General features: G+C 65.9%; 12 protein-coding genes and 1 pseudogene. 8 read left to right on the top strand and 5 right to left on the bottom strand.

All coding sequences use genetic code 11. The features are described from left to right. Positions 1 to 6 precede the first annotated feature (6 nt). Entirely contained in the window at positions 7 to 1,512 is a 1,506-nt protein-coding gene (locus tag AC1DX2_RS13925) for an AMP nucleosidase (protein WP_477196957.1), read from the bottom strand. A gap of 99 nt (positions 1,513 to 1,611) precedes the next feature. Between AC1DX2_RS13925 and AC1DX2_RS13920 the strand changes: the two genes are divergently transcribed. Genes AC1DX2_RS13920 through pip form a run of 3 tightly spaced genes read left to right on the top strand, consistent with a single transcriptional unit; the run spans position 1,612 to position 5,079 of the window. Beyond that, positions 1,612 to 2,979, top strand: coding sequence for a S1 family peptidase (locus AC1DX2_RS13920; protein ID WP_477196956.1), 1,368 nt, complete (start codon positions 1,612 to 1,614; stop codon positions 2,977 to 2,979). Then, positions 2,976 to 4,100, top strand: coding sequence for an FHA domain-containing protein (locus tag AC1DX2_RS13915; RefSeq protein WP_477196955.1), 1,125 nt, complete (start codon positions 2,976 to 2,978; stop codon positions 4,098 to 4,100). The genes AC1DX2_RS13920 and AC1DX2_RS13915 overlap by 4 nt, the downstream gene beginning before the upstream one ends. A 10-nt stretch (positions 4,101 to 4,110) precedes the next feature. Continuing rightward, the gene (gene pip, locus AC1DX2_RS13910; protein WP_477196954.1) at positions 4,111 to 5,079 is read left to right on the top strand and encodes a prolyl aminopeptidase; all 969 of its coding nucleotides are present in this window, start codon (positions 4,111 to 4,113) and stop codon (positions 5,077 to 5,079) included. 3 nt (positions 5,080 to 5,082) lie between these two features. Here the strand turns inward: pip and AC1DX2_RS13905 are convergent, their stop codons facing one another. The 4 genes and pseudogenes from AC1DX2_RS13905 to AC1DX2_RS13890 form a co-directional block, all read right to left on the bottom strand. Next, positions 5,083 to 5,475: a rhodanese-like domain-containing protein gene (locus AC1DX2_RS13905; RefSeq protein WP_477197684.1), complete on the bottom strand. Its 393-nt coding sequence runs from the start codon at positions 5,473 to 5,475 to the stop codon at positions 5,083 to 5,085. Positions 5,476 to 5,535: 60 nt separating this feature from the next. Next, positions 5,536 to 6,216 (bottom strand): annotated as a pseudogene (locus AC1DX2_RS13900) (MBL fold metallo-hydrolase); the annotation flags it as partial. 71 nt (positions 6,217 to 6,287) lie between these two features. Then, positions 6,288 to 6,524, bottom strand: a complete 237-nt coding sequence (locus AC1DX2_RS13895) for a hypothetical protein (RefSeq protein ID WP_477196953.1) — start codon at positions 6,522 to 6,524, stop codon at positions 6,288 to 6,290. Between the two features lie 152 nt (positions 6,525 to 6,676). Further along, positions 6,677 to 7,465 carry a fumarylacetoacetate hydrolase family protein gene (locus AC1DX2_RS13890; RefSeq protein ID WP_477196952.1) on the bottom strand — a complete coding sequence of 263 codons (789 nt, stop codon included), beginning with the start codon at positions 7,463 to 7,465 and terminating at the stop codon, positions 6,677 to 6,679. A gap of 158 nt (positions 7,466 to 7,623) precedes the next feature. Here AC1DX2_RS13890 and AC1DX2_RS13885 point away from each other — a divergent pair, with 158 nt between their 5' ends. The 5 genes from AC1DX2_RS13885 to AC1DX2_RS13865 all read left to right on the top strand — a co-directional run bounded on the left by AC1DX2_RS13885 (position 7,624) and on the right by AC1DX2_RS13865 (position 15,640). After that, the gene (locus tag AC1DX2_RS13885) at positions 7,624 to 8,736 is read left to right on the top strand and encodes a TRAP transporter substrate-binding protein (protein WP_477196951.1); all 1,113 of its coding nucleotides are present in this window, start codon (positions 7,624 to 7,626) and stop codon (positions 8,734 to 8,736) included. A gap of 84 nt (positions 8,737 to 8,820) precedes the next feature. After that, complete coding sequence (locus tag AC1DX2_RS13880) at positions 8,821 to 9,447, top strand: TRAP transporter small permease subunit (RefSeq protein WP_477196950.1); 627 nt, start codon at positions 8,821 to 8,823, stop codon at positions 9,445 to 9,447. Next, positions 9,444 to 11,426 (top strand): TRAP transporter large permease subunit, encoded by a 1,983-nt coding sequence (locus AC1DX2_RS13875; RefSeq protein WP_477196949.1) that lies wholly within the window; start codon positions 9,444 to 9,446, stop codon positions 11,424 to 11,426. The genes AC1DX2_RS13880 and AC1DX2_RS13875 overlap by 4 nt, the downstream gene beginning before the upstream one ends. 137 nt (positions 11,427 to 11,563) lie before the next feature. Next, on the top strand, positions 11,564 to 14,857 hold the full coding sequence (icmF, locus tag AC1DX2_RS13870; RefSeq protein WP_477196948.1) for a fused isobutyryl-CoA mutase/GTPase IcmF: 3,294 nt from the start codon (positions 11,564 to 11,566) through the stop codon (positions 14,855 to 14,857). A gap of 48 nt (positions 14,858 to 14,905) precedes the next feature. After that, positions 14,906 to 15,640, top strand: a complete 735-nt coding sequence (locus AC1DX2_RS13865; protein WP_477196947.1) for an alpha/beta fold hydrolase — start codon at positions 14,906 to 14,908, stop codon at positions 15,638 to 15,640. Positions 15,641 to 15,695: the final 55 nt, after the last annotated feature.

Below are 15,695 nucleotides of genomic sequence, written 5' to 3'. Positions count from 1 at the left end.
CTTTTTCTATTGGAACGCCACCTCGGCAAAACTGCGCAGCTTACGGCTGTGCAGCTGGTCCACCCCCTGTGCACGCAACAGCTCCACCGCCCGTATGCCTATGCGCAGGTGCTGGTCCACGCGCTCGCGGTAGAAATGGTTGGCCATGCCGGGCAGCTTGATCTCGCCGTGCAGTGGCTTGTCGCTGACGCACAGCAGCGTGCCGTAGGGCACGCGGAAGCGGAAACCATTGGCGGCGATGGTGGCGCTTTCCATGTCCAGCGCCACCGCCCGGCTCTGGCTGAAGCGGCGCTGCGGCGTGGTGGTCACGTTGGTCTGCGGCAGCAGTTCCCAGTTGCGGTTGTCGGTAGAAGCCACGGTGCCGGTGCGCATCACGCGCTTGAGCTCGGCGCTTTTGAGCTGCGTCACGTCCGACACCGCTGCCTCCAGCGCCACCTGGATCTCGGCCAGCGCGGGGATCGGCACCCACAGCGGCAGTTCTTCGTCCAGCACATGGTCTTCGCGCACATAGCCGTGCGCCAACACGTAGTCGCCCAGCTGCTGGGTGGTGCGCAGGCCGGCACAGTGACCCAGCATGATCCAGGCATGCGGGCGCAGCACGGCGATGTGGTCGGTGATGGTCTTGGCGTTCGCGGGCCCGACACCGATGTTCACCATGGTGATGCCGCTGTGGTTGGCGCGCATCAGGTGGTAGGCCGGCATCTGCGGCAGGCGTGGCGGCGGCGCACCCAGCTCATCCGCCGCCTCGGGTGGCAGGCCGACGCGGCGCGTCACCACATTGCCGGGCTCGATGAAGGCGATGTATTCGCTCTCCGGGTCAGCCATCGCCTCATGGCCCAGGCGCACGAACTCGTCGATGTAGAACTGGTAGTTGGTGAACAGCACGAAATTCTGGAACCACTCAGGCACCGTGCCGGTGTAGTGGCGCAGGCGGTGCAGTGAATAGTCCACCCGCGGCGCGGTGAACAGCGCCAGCGGCTGCGCCTCGCCCGGACGCGGCTCGTGGGTGCCGTTGGCGATGCCGTCGTCCATGGCGGTCAGGTCTGGCAGGTCGAACGCGTCGCGCATCAGCAGGCGGCGCTCGGCGCTGAGGTTGCCTTCCACATGGTCATGCTCGGAAAACGAGAAATGCACCGGGATCGGCTGGGTGCTGGTACCCACCTCCAGCTCCACGCCGTGGTTTTGCAGCAGCAGGCCAAATTGCTCCAGGTAGTAGGCGCCATACAGGTCGGGCCGCGTCAGCGTGGTCTCAAAATGCCCCGGACCGGCCACAAAACCAAAGCTCAGGCGCGCGGTGAGTGCGGAGGTATGCCGTATCACCGTGTCTGTGTGAATGCGCACAAAGGGATAGCAGGCACGCACATTGCCCGGCAGGTTCTCGCCGGCCACGAAACGCTGCATGGCTTCACGCAGGTGGGCGATGCTGTTGTCATAAATGCGCCGCACCTCGGCCAGGGCGGCAGCAGGGTCACTGTGACGGGTGGGGGCGATGAAGTCAGGCTGGTAGAGCATGCTCTATTGTGGCGCAAGCGGGGAACCCCCGCGCGGTCCTAGAATCCATCCATGATGACAAGCACACATGCATGCTGGCCCAGGGGACGGAGGGGGCTGGTGGGGTTGATCACGGCGGCACTGCTGGCTGTGGCCACATCGGCGCTGGCCCAGCGGCCGGCGCCGGAACAGCCTGCTGCCCCGCGCGCGCCTTTGGCCGCTCCCCCTTCCTTTGCCGACCTGGCCAAGCGCGAGGCCGACCCGCCGCAGCCGGTGTCGCGCGACGCCCAGCGCGCCTATGAGACCACGCGCGGCAAGCTGGTGCAGGTGCGCACGCTGCTGCGCAACACCAACTCGCAGGCCAGCGTGGGTTCGGGGTTCTTCGTCTCTGACGACGGCCTGATCATCACCAACTTCCATGTCGCCAGCCAATTGGCGCTGGAGCCCGACCAGTACCGCGGCGTCGCGGTGCCGGTGGACGGCAAGGAAATCGACCTTCAATTGCTGGCCTTCGATGTGCAGCACGACCTGGCCCTGTTGCGCGCCAAGGGTGGCGGCGCCACTACCGCGCTGGAGTTCCGCGCCAAGGACAAACCGTTGTCGCGCGGCGAGCGCATCTACTCCCTGGGCAACCCGCTGGACATCGGCTTTGCCGTCACCGAGGGCACCTTCAACGGCCTGGTGCAGCGCAGCTTCTACCCACGCATCTTCTTCGCCGGTGCGCTGAACCCCGGCATGAGCGGTGGCCCGGCGTTGGACGACGCCGGCCGGGTGATCGGCGTCAATGTGGCCAAGCGGCTGGACGGCGAGCTGGTCAGCTTCCTGATTCCGGGCGAGTTCGCCCAGGCGCTGCTGGCGCGCTCCGCCAATGCCAAGCCCATCACGCAGAAGTCGCATGCCGAGGTGGCGCGCCAGTTGCTGGCGCACCAGGCCAAGGTGGCGCAAAAGTTCCTCGGCATGCCGTTCAAGTCGCAATTGCAGGCCGGCTACGGCGTGCCGGTGCCCGACGACACGCTGGCGCGCTGCTGGGGCCGCGCGCGCGACCCTGATTTCAAACCCTTCGACATCGAGCGCACCAACTGCCAGCTCGACAGTCAGGTGTTCACCGGCGAGGGCAACACCGGCTTCATCCGCATACGCTCGGAGGCCTACAACGCGCCCAAGTTCAGCGCGCTGCGCTTTGCCAGCTTCTACTCCAACAGCATGCGCAACGAGTACCTTGCAGGCAATGGCTCAGCCAAGTTGACCCCCACCGAATGCAATGAGCGCTATGTAGAGCAGGCCGGCATGCCCATGCGGGTGGTGGTGTGCATCAACGCCCAGCGCAAACTGCCCGGGCTCTACAACGCCTCGGCGGTGGTGATGTCACTGAACAAGCCCACCCAGGGCGTGCAGGGTCGCATCGACGTGCAGGGCTTCAGCTTTGACAACGCGTTGGCGCTGGTGGGCTTCTACATCAATGGTTTCAAGTGGGAGGGCGGCAAATGAGCGGCCCGTTGCAGCCCGAGGACCTGCCCGGCAACCAGGCCACCACGGGGCTGGAACCCGTCACGCAGGAAGCGCTCTCACCGGCATCCCAGTCCGCCTCCGCCACCACCGATTTGCGCGGCGCTGCCCCCCGGCTGGCCATGCTGGAGGCACTGGACCGCAACAACCTGATCGTGGCCCGCCTGACCGTGAACCGCTGGCCGGTGACGGTAGGCCGGGCACTGGATTGCGACCTGGTGCTGGACGACCCGCACGTGGCACCCCACCACTTGCGGCTGGACCGCGCGGCCGATGGCGGCCCCATCAGCGCCCAGGTGCTGGACACCCGCAACGGCGTGCAGCTGGGCTTGCATCGCCACCCCAGCGGCGACCAGTTCAACTGGACCGCGCAGCAAGACCTGCGCCTGGGCCTGCTGAAGCTGAACCTGCGCCTGGCCGATGCACCGCTGTTGCCCGAGCAGGCCATGCCCACCTTCCCATGGGGGCGCACCGGCGGCACCGCGCTGCTGGTGGTCGTGCTGGCCATCTGGCAACTGGTGCTGCTGTGGTACGGCAGCGCGGACACCGAAAAATTCGCCCAAGGTGTGCCGCTGCGCCTGGGTGGCCTGTTGGGGGTGCTGATGGTGTGGTGCCTGTTATGGGCGCTGGCCACCAAGATCTTTGCCGGCCAGGCGCATTTCTGGCGCCACGTGCGCATCTTCAGCGCTGTGGTGCTGCTGGACGGCGTGGTCAACGGCCTGGCCCATCTGCTGGCCTTCATGTTCTCGCTGGAGTGGCTGGCGCGGCTGGACCTGCTCATCAGCGCCTTCATCGTGACGCTGGGCATCTACCGCCAGCTGACCGTGGTGTCGCCGCACCACCAGCGCGGCATGCGCATCGCCATGACCACCATCTTCCTGCTGGCCATGACCGGCCTGTTGGGCAACAACTGGCTGCAGACCAAGCGCCTGCTGAGCCAGCGCCACCTGTCCAGCCTGTTCCCGCCGACATGGCGGGTGGCGCCTGCCATACCGGTGTCCCAGTTCATGGATGAGAGCAAGGCGCTGAAACAGCGCCTGGACCAGCGGCTGCGTGAAAAGCAGAACGGCGAAGGCAACGATGACGCCGCCGGTGACGATTGAGCCCCTGACCATGAACTCATCCTCTGACGCCCCGTTGTACCCGCCGCTGGCGCCGCGCCGCAGCGGCATGCTGAATGTCGATGCGCTGCACACCCTGTATTGGGAAGAGTGCGGCAACCCCGAAGGGCAACCCGTGCTGTTCCTGCATGGCGGGCCGGGTGCCGGCCTGTCACCCAAGCACCGGCAGTTTTTCGACCCGGCGCATTACCGCATCGTGCTATTCGACCAGCGCGGCGCCGGCCGCTCCACGCCGCTGGGCGAGCACCGCCATAACACCACACCGCTGCTGGTGGACGACATCGAACGCCTGCGCGAGATGCTGGGCGTTGAGCGCTGGCTGGTGTTTGGCGGCTCCTGGGGTTCCACGCTGGCGCTGGCCTATGGCCAGGCCCACCCGCAGCGCTGCCTGGGCTTTGTGCTGCGCGGCATCTTCCTGTGCACACCGGCCGAGATCGATTGGTTCATGAACGGCATGCGCTGGTTTTTTCCGCAGGCGCACGATAAATTCACCGCCCCCATCCCGCCCAAGGAGCGCGGCGAATTGCTGCAGGCCTATGCCAAGCGCCTGTTCAGCGACGATGAAACGCACAACGCCCAGGCCGCGCGCACCTGGAGCCGCTACGAGGGCAGCTGCCTGCACCTGCTGCCACATCCCGAGGTGGAGGAAGAGTTTGTCTCCGGCGCCAAGGGCCTGGCGGTGGGCCGGCTGGAGGCGCACTACTTCCTGAACCAGGGGTTCTTCAGCGAGGACCAATTGCTGCGCAACATCCCACGCATCAGCCACCTGCCGGCCACCATCGTGCAGGGACGCTATGACGTGGTGTGCCCGCCCCTGTCGGCCTACCGGCTGCACCAGGCCTGGCCGCAGGCGCAGTTCACCCTGGTGGAAGACGCTGGCCATTCGGCGTTCGAGCCCGGCATCGCGGCGGCGCTGGTGGCCGCCACCGACGCCTTCAAGCGGCACGGAAAATTTGCTTGAGCTTCAGCCCTGCCGCCACGGCAGGCCGTGATAGCGCCAGCCACCCTTGTGGCCGCGCTGTGCCTGCTCGTCGGGATCACCCTCAAAGCCTTCCAGGATGTTGTAGGCCTCCAGCCCCAGCTCGGTGGCGCGCTTGGCAGCGGCCACGGAACGCACGCCGCTGCGGCACAGCAGCAACAGCTTCTTGCCCTCGGGCACGGCGGCACGCACGCCAGCATCAAAGGCGGGGTTGACGGCCATGCCGGGCCATTGCTTCCAGGCCAGCGGCACGGCACCGGGGACAAAGCCCACCCATTCGCGCTCGGCGTCGGTGCGCACATCCACCAGCACCGCGTCACCCTCCAGCCACCATTTGCAGGCCAGCTGCGGTGACACGTCGCCGGCATAGCCGGCCACCTGGCGCGGCTGATCAGCCTGCGCGCCGCTGGCGCTGAGCTGGGTGCCGCCGGCGTCATGCCGCAAGCCGGACGTCAGGTTGGCCGGCACCGCCTCGTCGATGCGCTTGGGTCGCGGCAAATCCAAGGCCTGCATGATGGCCTTAAACTCGGCCAGGCTCTTGCCGGCCACGCGCGCGTTGTGCGCCTTCTCGTGGCCTATGCTGCTGTGCGTGCGGCCCTGGTAGTCGTGGCCCGGCCACACGGTGGTGGCATCGGGCAGCTTGAACAGCACCTCGGTCAGGCTGTGGTACAGCGCCTCGGCGCTGCCGGACTGAAAATCGGTGCGCCCGCAGCCGTTGACCAGCAGCGTGTCGCCGGTGAACACGTGGTCGCGCCAGACAAAGCTCATGCTGCCCGCCGTGTGGCCAGGGGTATGCAAGGCGCGAATCTGCTCGCCGCCGAAGCTCAGCACGTCGCCGTCCTGCAACTGCACGGCGGCGGTGGTGATGCCGCAACCGCTTGGCGCGGCCGTCTTGGCACCGGCATGCTCGGCCAGGTGGCCGGCGCTGGTGATGTGGTCGGCGTGGGCGTGGGTTTCCACTGTCCATTTCAGCTGCAAGCCATACTGGCGCAGCACGCCCAGGTCGCGCTCCAGCTGCTCATCCACCGGGTCGATGATCAGCGCCTCGCGGCTGGCTTCATCGAACAGCACGTAGGTGTAGGTGCTGGAGGCGGGGTCGAACAGCTGGATGGGCTTCATGGCCGGAACTCTACCAGCCTCGGCCGGCCCCGTCACCGCAGTGGTAAGGGAGCCGGCTGCGCTCGGATGTGTCAGCTGGCGCGGTCGTTGCGGCGCGACTTGCGGCCACCCGAACTGCCGCCGCTCAGCGAGCGGTCACCACTGTCGCGGTCATTATCATGCACGCCCATGACATCGTCACCACTGCCGATGTTGATCTTGCCAGTGTCGCTGCTGGACGCCTGCGCGCCGCCGTCGCCAGCCTGGTGGGAGGGTGCCTGGCGTTTGCTGCTGCGCGGCGCCTTGTGCGTGTTGCCGTGTTTCTTCATGCTCGTCTCTCCTTCATGGGTGGAACACCCCCGCGATGTTGCGGCGGGTATGCCAACCTTAGGCGAGCGGCCGGCCGGGGTCTGTCGGGCTGCGGAGAGGACCGGCGTCAGACAAGGCTGACGCCGGTAACAAGCCGTTGCCGGCTGAAACCTCAGACGATCTTGACGCTGAGGTTGGGCAGGCCGTCGATGTGCATTTCGATGACATCGCCCCGCACCACCGGACCGACGTTTTCCGGCGTGCCGGAATAGATCACGTCGCCGGGGAACAGCTCAAAGGCGGCGGACAGCTTGGCGATCTGCTCGGCCACCGACCAGATCATCTGGTTCAGGTCGGCACTCTGCTTGGTCTGGCCATTGACCTTCAGCCAGATCGCGCCCTTGGTGAAGTGGCCGGTCTGCGCCACCTTGTGGATGGCGCCCATGGGGGCGGAGCGATCGAAGCTCTTGCCGATTTCCCAAGGCTTTTTCTCGTCGCCCATGCCGCGCTGCAGGTCGCGCCGCGTCATGTCCAGGCCCAGCGTGTAGCCGTAGACACAGTCCAGCGCCTTCTCCACCGGGATGTCACGGCCACCCTTGCCCAGCGCAGCCACCAGCTCGGCTTCGTAGTGGTAGTTCTTGGTCAGCGTGGGATAGGGGTGGTCGGCCACGGTGCCGGCGCGCACATGCTGCACGGCGTCGGTGGGCTTCTGGAAGAAGAACGGCGGCTCCCGGTTGGGGTCTGAGCCCATCTCCCGCGCATGGGCGGCGTAGTTGCGGCCTATGCAGTAGATGCGGCGCACCGGGAACTGCTCGTCGCTGCCGACGATGGGCACCGTCACCTGCGGCACCGCAAACGGCGTGCGGGCCGTCGCCGGGGACGCCGTACCGGTGGCCGCGCAGCCGGTCAGCGCGCCCGCGCCCGCCACTGCCGCACCCTGAAAGAAATAACGCCTGTCCATGTGTGCCTGCCTCCAAAAGTAAATAGTTTGCCCTCACACGCAGCATAAGAGATTGCGCCCGGCGCGCGTTGGTGGAAACCCTGTTTGCGTTCGCTGGCGAAAGGAGAAAGATGGGGCGCCTTTACATTCCATTCACATTCATCCACAGGAGACTTCCCATGACTGACAGAAAGACGCCCAGCCGCCGCAACCTGCTCAAGGGTGCCGCGGTTGCGGCGGGCGCGATGTCCGCGCCCATGATCTCCAAGGCCCAGACCGCCACCTCCTTCCGCTTCCAGAGCACCTGGCCGGCCAAGGACATCTTCCACGAGTTCGCCAACGACTTCGCCAAGAAGGTCAATGACATGGCCGGCGGCCGGCTGAAGATCGAGGTGCTGCCCGCCGGCGCGGTGGTGCCGGCCTTCCAGTTGCTGGAAGCCGTGAACAAGGGCACGCTGGACGGCGGCCACGGCGTGGTGGCCTACCACTACGGCAAGAACTCGGCGCTGGCGCTGTGGGGCTCCGGCCCCGGTTACGGCATGGATGCCAACATGGTGCTGGCCTGGCACAACTATGGCGGTGGCAAGGCGCTGCTGGAAGAGATCTACAAGGCCATCAACATGGACGTGGTGTCCTACCTGTATGGCCCCATGACCACCCAGCCGCTGGGCTGGTTCAAGAAACCCATCGCCAAGACCGAAGACCTGAAAGGCCTGAAGTACCGCACCGTGGGCCTGGCGGTGGACATCTTCACCGAGATGGGCTCGGCGGTGAACCCTTTGCCCGGCGGCGAGATCGTGGCGGCGCTGGACCGTGGCCTGATCGAGGCGGCCGAATTCAACAACGCTTCCAGCGACCGCATCCTGGGCTTCCCCGATGTGGTGAAGAACTGCATGCTGCAAAGCTTCCACCAAAGCGGCGAGCAGTTCGAAATCCTGTTCAACAAGACCAAGTACAACGCGTTGCCGGCTGAACTGCGCCACATCATCGACTACGCGGTGCAGGCCGCCAGCGCCGACATGAGCTGGAAGTCGATCGACCGCAACTCATCCGACTATGCCGAGATGAAAAAGTCGGGCGTCAAGTTCTACAAGACCCCGGACGCCATGCTGCAGGCGCAACTCGCGGCCTGGGACAAGACGATTGCCAAGAAGGCCACCGACAACGCCCTGTTCAAGAAGGTGCTGGATTCGCAAAAGGCCTTTGCCCAACGTGTCTGCCCGTGGTGGAACGACTACCAGGTGGACTTCAAGATGGCCTACAACCATTACTTCAACCCCAGAAAATCCTGATCTCGTTTTTGCACTGACCCAGCCAGCCGTTCGGCGGATTGCCCGGATGGCTGGCTTTTGTCTGGCCGCCCAGGCCATGGAACCATGACGACCCAACAACTTTTGCATGCGGTGGACTCACTCAGCACCTGGGTGGGCAAGGCCGCCTCCTGGCTCATTGTGCTGTTGATGCTGGTGGTGTGCGTTGAGGTCTTCAAGCGCTACGCGCTGAACGCCCCCACCGCCTGGATCTACGATGCCAACAACATGATGTACGGCAGCCTGTTCATGCTGGCCGGCGCCTACACCCTGGCCCATGATGGCCATGTACGCGGTGACTTTCTGTATGGCAGCTTCAAGCCGCGCACCCAGGCCTGGGTGGACCTGGTGCTGTACGTGGTGTTCTTCCTGCCCGGCGTGCTGGCGCTGACCTGGGCCGGCTGGACCTACTTCCAGGACTCGCTGGCCATGCATGAGCAGACCTTCAACGCGGTGCCCATCCCGTTGTACCCGTTCAAGTTCATCATCCCGGTGGCCGGTGCCATCGTGCTGTTGCAAGGCTTGTCCGAGATGCTGCGCTGCGTAGTCTGCATACGCACCGGCGTCTGGACGCCGCGCCTGAAGGATGCTGAGGAGGCCGACGTGGTGGCCCAGCAGCTGGAAGCCAGCGAATACGTGGACGAGGAGTCCCGCAAACTGGCGGTGGAACAATCGAAGGGACTCAAGTCATGAGCAACGCAGCACTGGGCATGACCATGCTGTGCCTGATCGTGGTGGTCATCATGATGGGCTTCCCCACCGCCTTCACGCTGATGGGCCTGGGCATGGTGTTTGGCTACATCGCCTTCTGGGACCCGTCCACGCCGTTTTGGGCCAACAAGATTTTCGACCTGATGGTGCAGCGCGCCTTTGGGGCCATGACCAACGAGACCCTGCTGTCCATCCCGCTGTTCGTGCTGATGGGGTATGTGATGGAACGCGGCGCGCTGGTGGACAAGATGTTCCACAGCGTGCAACTGGCGTTCCGCCGGGTGCCGGGTTCCCTGGCGGTCACCACGCTGATCATCTGCACCTTCTGGGGCATTGCCAGCGGCCTGGTGGGCGCGGTGGTGGTGCTGATGGGCGTGATCGCGATGCGGCCCATGCTCAACGCCGGTTACGACACGCGGCTGGCCGCAGGCGTCATCACCGCCGGGGGCACACTGGGCATCCTGATCCCGCCGTCGGTGATGATCATCGTCTATGCCGCTGTGGCCGGCCAGTCGGTGGTCAAGTTGTATGCGGCGGCCATGTTCCCGGGCTTTTTCCTGGCTTTCCTGTACCTGGTCTACGTCATCGGCTGGGTGCTGATCAACCCCAAGATCGCGCCCCGCCTGCCCATGGACCAGATGCGGGTGCCCGTGCCGCCCTGGCTGGCCCACATCTCCGCCCGGTACTCGCCACGCATGCTGCCGGCCTTCCTGGCCGCCGTGGTGGCACCCGGCCGCGCGCTGCGCGACGGCCCCGAGGGGGTTGCCATCCGTTGGTGGTGGCTGCTGCGCGGTTTGCTGAAATCGCTGGTGCCGCTGGGGTTCGCGCTGGTGACGCTGGGCGCGGTATGGTGGTATGTCGTCATTCATTCGCAGCCCGACGCCGCCCCGCCGCCGGTTGCGCAGGTGCAGGCCAAGGCTGCCGCAGGCGCTGCCAAAACCGCCGCAGCGCCGTCCGCTTCCGGTGGCCTGCAAGAGCCACCCGGCTCCGGCGGGCTGCAGGAGCCCCCAGGCGCCAGCGGCGGTTTGCAAGAGCCGCCGGGGGCCAGCGGTGGCCTGCAGGAGCCACCCGGCAGCACGCCGCAGGCCAAGCCAGCCAGCGGCGGTTTGCAGCCGCCACCCGGTGCCGCCGTCGAAGAACCGTTGCGCGAGTTGGGCGACCCCTCGCAGGTGCAGGCGCAGCAGGCGGAGCCCGTGCCACCGGCGTTCTACACCGGCTTCTGGATCACCTGCGCCGTCTGCGCCCTGTTGCTGGCCTGGTACTACTGGAAGTTCGATGCCGAGCAGTACGAAATCCTCAGCATGCTGGTCACTTCGGTGATGCCGCTGGGCATCCTGACCTTCGTCGTGCTGGCGGTGATCCTGTTTGGCATCACCACGGCCACCGAGTCGGCGGCGGTGGGGGCGGCTGGTGCCTTCCTGATGGCCTGGCAGGCCCGCACGCTGACCTTCGCCCGCATCAAGGAGGCGGTGTTCCTGACCGCCAAGACCACCTCCATGGTGTGCTGGCTGTTCGTCGGCTCGGCGCTGTTCTCGGCGGTGTTCGCGCTCTTGGGTGGGCAGGGCCTGGTGGAGCGCTGGGTGCTGTCCATGAACCTGTCGCCGCTGCAGTTCCTGCTGGTGTCGCAGGCCATCATCTTCGTGCTGGGCTGGCCGCTGGAGTGGACCGAGATCATCGTCATCTTCGTGCCCATCTTCCTGCCGCTGCTGGCGCACTTCCAGATCGACCCCATCCTGTGGGGCGTGCTGGTGTTCGTCAACCTGCAAGCCGCCTTCCTGTCGCCGCCGGTGGCCATGTCGGCCTTCTACCTGAAGGGGGTATCGCCCTCGCATGTGACGCTGAACCAGATCTTCGCCGGCATGATGCCCTACATGCTGATCGTCATCCTGTGCATGGTGTTCATGTACATCTGGCCCGGCATGACCTTGTGGCTGCCCAAGTACCTCTATGGCGGAGGCTGAACGGCTATCCAGTACGCAGTGGCCCCGCCGAACGGGAAAAGCAGTAAGATTGACGTTTACGTAAACGTCAATTGACGGCGCGCGGCCAGGCCCCTGCCCCAGGGTGCCGGCTGGGGCGCCGGTTCTGGAAGCCCGCCATGACCGACCTGTCCGCCGAATTCAAGGCCCTCGCCAACTACCGCCCCACGCACAAGGTGCGTTTCGTCACCGCGGCCAGCCTGTTCGACGGCCACGACGCCGCCATCAACATCATGCGCCGCATCCTGCAGGGCATGGGCGCCGAGGTGATCCACCTGGGCCACAACCGCAGTGTCGATGAAGTGGTGACCGCCGCGCTGCAGGAAGACGTGCAGGGCATCGCCATCAGCTCCTACCAGGGCGGCCATGTCGAATACTTCAAGTACATGGTGGACCTGCTGAAACAACGTGGCGGCGAACACATCCAGGTGTTTGGCGGCGGTGGCGGTGTCATCGTGCCGCCGGAAATCCGCGAGCTGCAGGCCTATGGCGTGACACGCATCTACAGCCCCGAAGACGGCCAGCGCATGGGTCTCGCCGGCATGATCGGTGAGATGGTGATGCGGTGCGACAAGGACCTGTCAGCCCACGCCCCCAAGAGTATCCAAGCCATCCAAGGTGGCGAGCCGGCCGCCTGGCGCGCGCTGGCGCAGCTGATCACGGTGCTGGAGGCCGGCCAGGCCGATGCCAAGCTGCTGGAGACACTGCGTGCACAGGCCGCCAACACCAAGACGCCCGTGCTGGGCATCACCGGCACCGGCGGTGCTGGCAAATCGTCGCTGACCGACGAGTTGATCCGCCGCCTGCGCCTGGACCAGGGCGACGCGCTGCGCATCGCCGTCATCAGCATCGACCCGTCGCGCCGCAAGAGCGGCGGCGCGCTGCTGGGCGACCGCATCCGCATGAACGCCATCAGCCCCTGGCAGGCCGGGCCGCGCGTGTTCATGCGCAGCCTGGCCACGCGGGACTTCGGCAGCGAGATCAGCGCCGCCCTGCCCGATGTGCTGACGGCCTGCAAGTGCGCCGGTTTTGATTTGATCATCGTCGAGACCTCGGGCATAGGCCAGGGCGACGCCGCCATCGTGCCGCATGTGGATGTGCCCATGTACGTGATGACGCCCGAGTTCGGCGCCGCCAGCCAGCTCGAGAAAATCGACATGCTGGACTTTGCCGAATTCGTGGCCATCAACAAGTTCGACCGCAAGGGCGCGGCCGACGCGCTGCGCGACGTCTCCAAGCAGGTGCAGCGCAACAAGGAGGCCTGGACCACCCCGGCCGACCAGATGCCGGTGTTCGGCACCATGGCCGCACGCTTCAACGACGACGGCGTCACCGCGCTGTACCAGGCGCTGAAGCGCCGGCTGGCCGCACTGGGCCTGGCGCTGAAGGACGGCATGCTGCCGCACGTGGCCGGCCGTGCCAGCACCAACCAGACGCCGGTGGTGCCGGCAGCGCGCACCCGCTACCTGGCCGAAATTTCCGACACGGTGCGCGGCTACAAGCAGCGTGCCCGCGAGCAGGCCAAGCTGGCGCGCGAAATCCAGCAACTGCGCGCGGCGGCCCAGATGCTGACCGTGGGCAAACCCGACAAGGCGCGCGCCGCCGAGGCGGCCATTGACCTGGCCGAGCAGCGCGAGGCGGTGCAGGATCCGACGGCGAAAAAGCTGCTGGCCCAGTGGCCGCAGATGCAGCAGGCCTATGCCGGTGACGAGTACGTGGTGAAGATTCGCGACAAGGAAATCCGCACCGCGCTGACCGTCAAATCGCTGTCCGGCACGGTCATCCGCAAGGTGGCGTTGCCGCAGTTTGAAGACCACGGCGAGCAGTTGAAGTGGCTGATGCTGGACAACGTGCCGGGCAGCTACCCCTACACCGCCGGCACCTTCGCCTTCAAGCGCGAGGGCGAGGACCCGACCCGCATGTTCGCCGGCGAGGGCGACGCCTTCCGCACCAACACGCGTTTCAAGCTGCTCAGCGAAGGCCTGCCGGCCAAGCGCTTGTCCACCGCCTTTGACTCGGTGACGCTGTACGGCGCCGATCCGGCGCCGCGACCCGACATCTACGGCAAGGTGGGCAACAGCGGCGTGTCCATCGCCACGCTGGACGACATGAAGGTGCTGTACGGCGGGTTTGACCTGTGCAACCCGGCCACGTCGGTCTCCATGACCATCAACGGCCCGGCGCCCAGCATCCTGGCGATGTTCATGAACACCGCCATCGACCAGAACCTGGACAAGTTCAAGGCCGACAATGGCCGCGAGCCCACAGACACTGAGGCGCAGAAGATACGCGAATGGGTGCTGGAGAACGTGCGCGGCACGGTGCAGGCCGACATCCTGAAGGAAGACCAGGGCCAGAACACCTGCATCTTCTCCACCGAATTCAGCCTGAAGGTGATGGGCGACATCGCCCAGTATTTCGTGCACCACGGCGTACGCAATTTCTATTCGGTGTCCATCAGCGGCTACCACATCGCCGAGGCCGGGGCCAACCCGATCAGCCAGCTGGCCTTCACGCTGAGCAATGGCTTCACCTTTGTGGAGGCGTACCTGGCGCGCGGCATGCACATCGACGACTTCGCGCCCAACCTGAGCTTCTTCTTCAGCAACGGCATGGACCCGGAATACACCGTGATGGGCCGGGTGGCACGCCGCATCTGGGCGGTGGCCATGAAAGAGAAGTACGGCGCCAACGAACGCAGCCAGAAGCTGAAGTACCACATCCAGACGTCGGGACGCAGCCTGCATGCGCAGGAAATCCAGTTCAACGACATCCGAACCACCTTGCAGGCGCTGATCGCCATCTACGACAACTGCAACAGCCTGCACACCAACGCGTTTGACGAGGCCATCACCACCCCCACCGAAGACAGCGTGCGCCGCGCGATGGCGATACAGCTGATCATCAACCGCGAGTGGGGCCTGGCCAAGAACGAAAACCCGAACCAAGGTTCCTTCATCATTGAAGAGCTGACCGAACTGGTGGAGGAAGCTGTGCTGACCGAGTTCGAGCGCATCGCGGAACGCGGCGGTGTGCTCGGGGCGATGGAAACCGGCTACCAGCGCGGCCGCATCCAGGACGAGAGCATGCACTACGAGATGCTGAAGCACACCGGCGAGCTGCCCATCATCGGCGTCAACACCTTCCGCAATCCGCATGGCGACGCCGTGCAGGACAAGCTGGAGCTGGCCCGCTCCACCGAGGAAGAGAAGCAGAGCCAGCTCAAGCGCCTGGCCGACTTCCACGCCCACCACGCCGGCAAGGCACCCGCGATGCTCAAGCGGCTGCAGCAAGCCGTGATCGACAACCAGAACGTGTTCGAGGTGCTGATGGACGCGGTGCGCGTGTGCTCACTGGGCCAGATCACCAGTGCGCTGTTCGAGGTGGGTGGTCAGTACCGGCGCAACATGTGACGAAGCAGGCGCCGTCCGCGGTGCCACTCTGAAGGAGCCACCGTCATCATGGCCAATTTCGTTCTCGTACACGGCGCCTGGCACGGCGCCTGGTGCTGGCAGCGCGTGCTGCCGGCGCTGATGCGTGCCGGCCACCGCACGCACGCTGTCACGCTGACCGGCCTGGGCGACCGCGCCCATTTGCTGAGTGCCGACATCACGCTGGAGACGCACATCACCGACGTGATGCAGACCATCGAAGCCGAAGAACTGCGCGACGTGGTGTTGGTGGGCCACAGCTACGCCGGCATGCTGGTCACCGCCGTGGCCGACCGCATGACCCCTCGCCTGTCGCACCTGGTCTACGTGGACGCCGTGGTGCCCAAGCCGGGCGAAGCCTGGGGCAGCACGCATGCGCCCACGACCCGCAATGCACGGCTGGAAGCCGCGAAAGCCTCGCCGCTGAACGCCTTCCCGGCGCCGGACCCCGCAGTGTTCGGCCTCTCCGGTGATGACTACGATTGGGTCAAGCGCCGCCAGACCCCGCAACCCGCCCAGCCTTATGAGGCCGCGTTGCAGTTCGACGAGCAGCGCGTGGCCAGCCTGCCGCGCACCTTCATCAGCTGCGTCGCGCCGTCGCTGGGCACGATAGACGCGATACGCCCGCGCGTGGCCAGCCGCGAGTTCTGGGGCGGCGCATGGCTGTCGGGTTCGCGCGTGGTGGAGATGCGCACCGGGCATGATCCGATGATCACGGCGCCGGGCGAGCTTGTTGACATCCTGCTGAGCTGCGTTGCCGCGTAGCTCTGCGCGCGTTGTGGGCCAGTGTTCCCGACGAAGGTTGCTGGCTGCCGACGCC

This window comes from Hylemonella sp. P2_B10 (assembly GCF_056404875.1).
The sequence above is the reverse complement of the archived record's forward strand: the minus strand, read 5'-3'. Positions and strand labels throughout refer to the sequence as shown.

Coding starts and splice junctions, on each gene's coding strand:
- pip (WP_477196954.1), top strand. CDS start 4,111: ATGAACTCATCCTCTGACGCCCCGTTGTACCCGCCGCTGGCGCCGCGC.
- AC1DX2_RS13885 (WP_477196951.1), top strand. CDS start 7,624: ATGACTGACAGAAAGACGCCCAGCCGCCGCAACCTGCTCAAGGGTGCC.
- AC1DX2_RS13895 (WP_477196953.1), bottom strand. CDS start 6,524: ATGAAGAAACACGGCAACACGCACAAGGCGCCGCGCAGCAGCAAACGC.
- AC1DX2_RS13890 (WP_477196952.1), bottom strand. CDS start 7,465: ATGGACAGGCGTTATTTCTTTCAGGGTGCGGCAGTGGCGGGCGCGGGC.
- AC1DX2_RS13915 (WP_477196955.1), top strand. CDS start 2,976: ATGAGCGGCCCGTTGCAGCCCGAGGACCTGCCCGGCAACCAGGCCACC.
- AC1DX2_RS13925 (WP_477196957.1), bottom strand. CDS start 1,512: ATGCTCTACCAGCCTGACTTCATCGCCCCCACCCGTCACAGTGACCCT.
- AC1DX2_RS13880 (WP_477196950.1), top strand. CDS start 8,821: ATGACGACCCAACAACTTTTGCATGCGGTGGACTCACTCAGCACCTGG.
- AC1DX2_RS13875 (WP_477196949.1), top strand. CDS start 9,444: ATGAGCAACGCAGCACTGGGCATGACCATGCTGTGCCTGATCGTGGTG.
- icmF (WP_477196948.1), top strand. CDS start 11,564: ATGACCGACCTGTCCGCCGAATTCAAGGCCCTCGCCAACTACCGCCCC.
- AC1DX2_RS13865 (WP_477196947.1), top strand. CDS start 14,906: ATGGCCAATTTCGTTCTCGTACACGGCGCCTGGCACGGCGCCTGGTGC.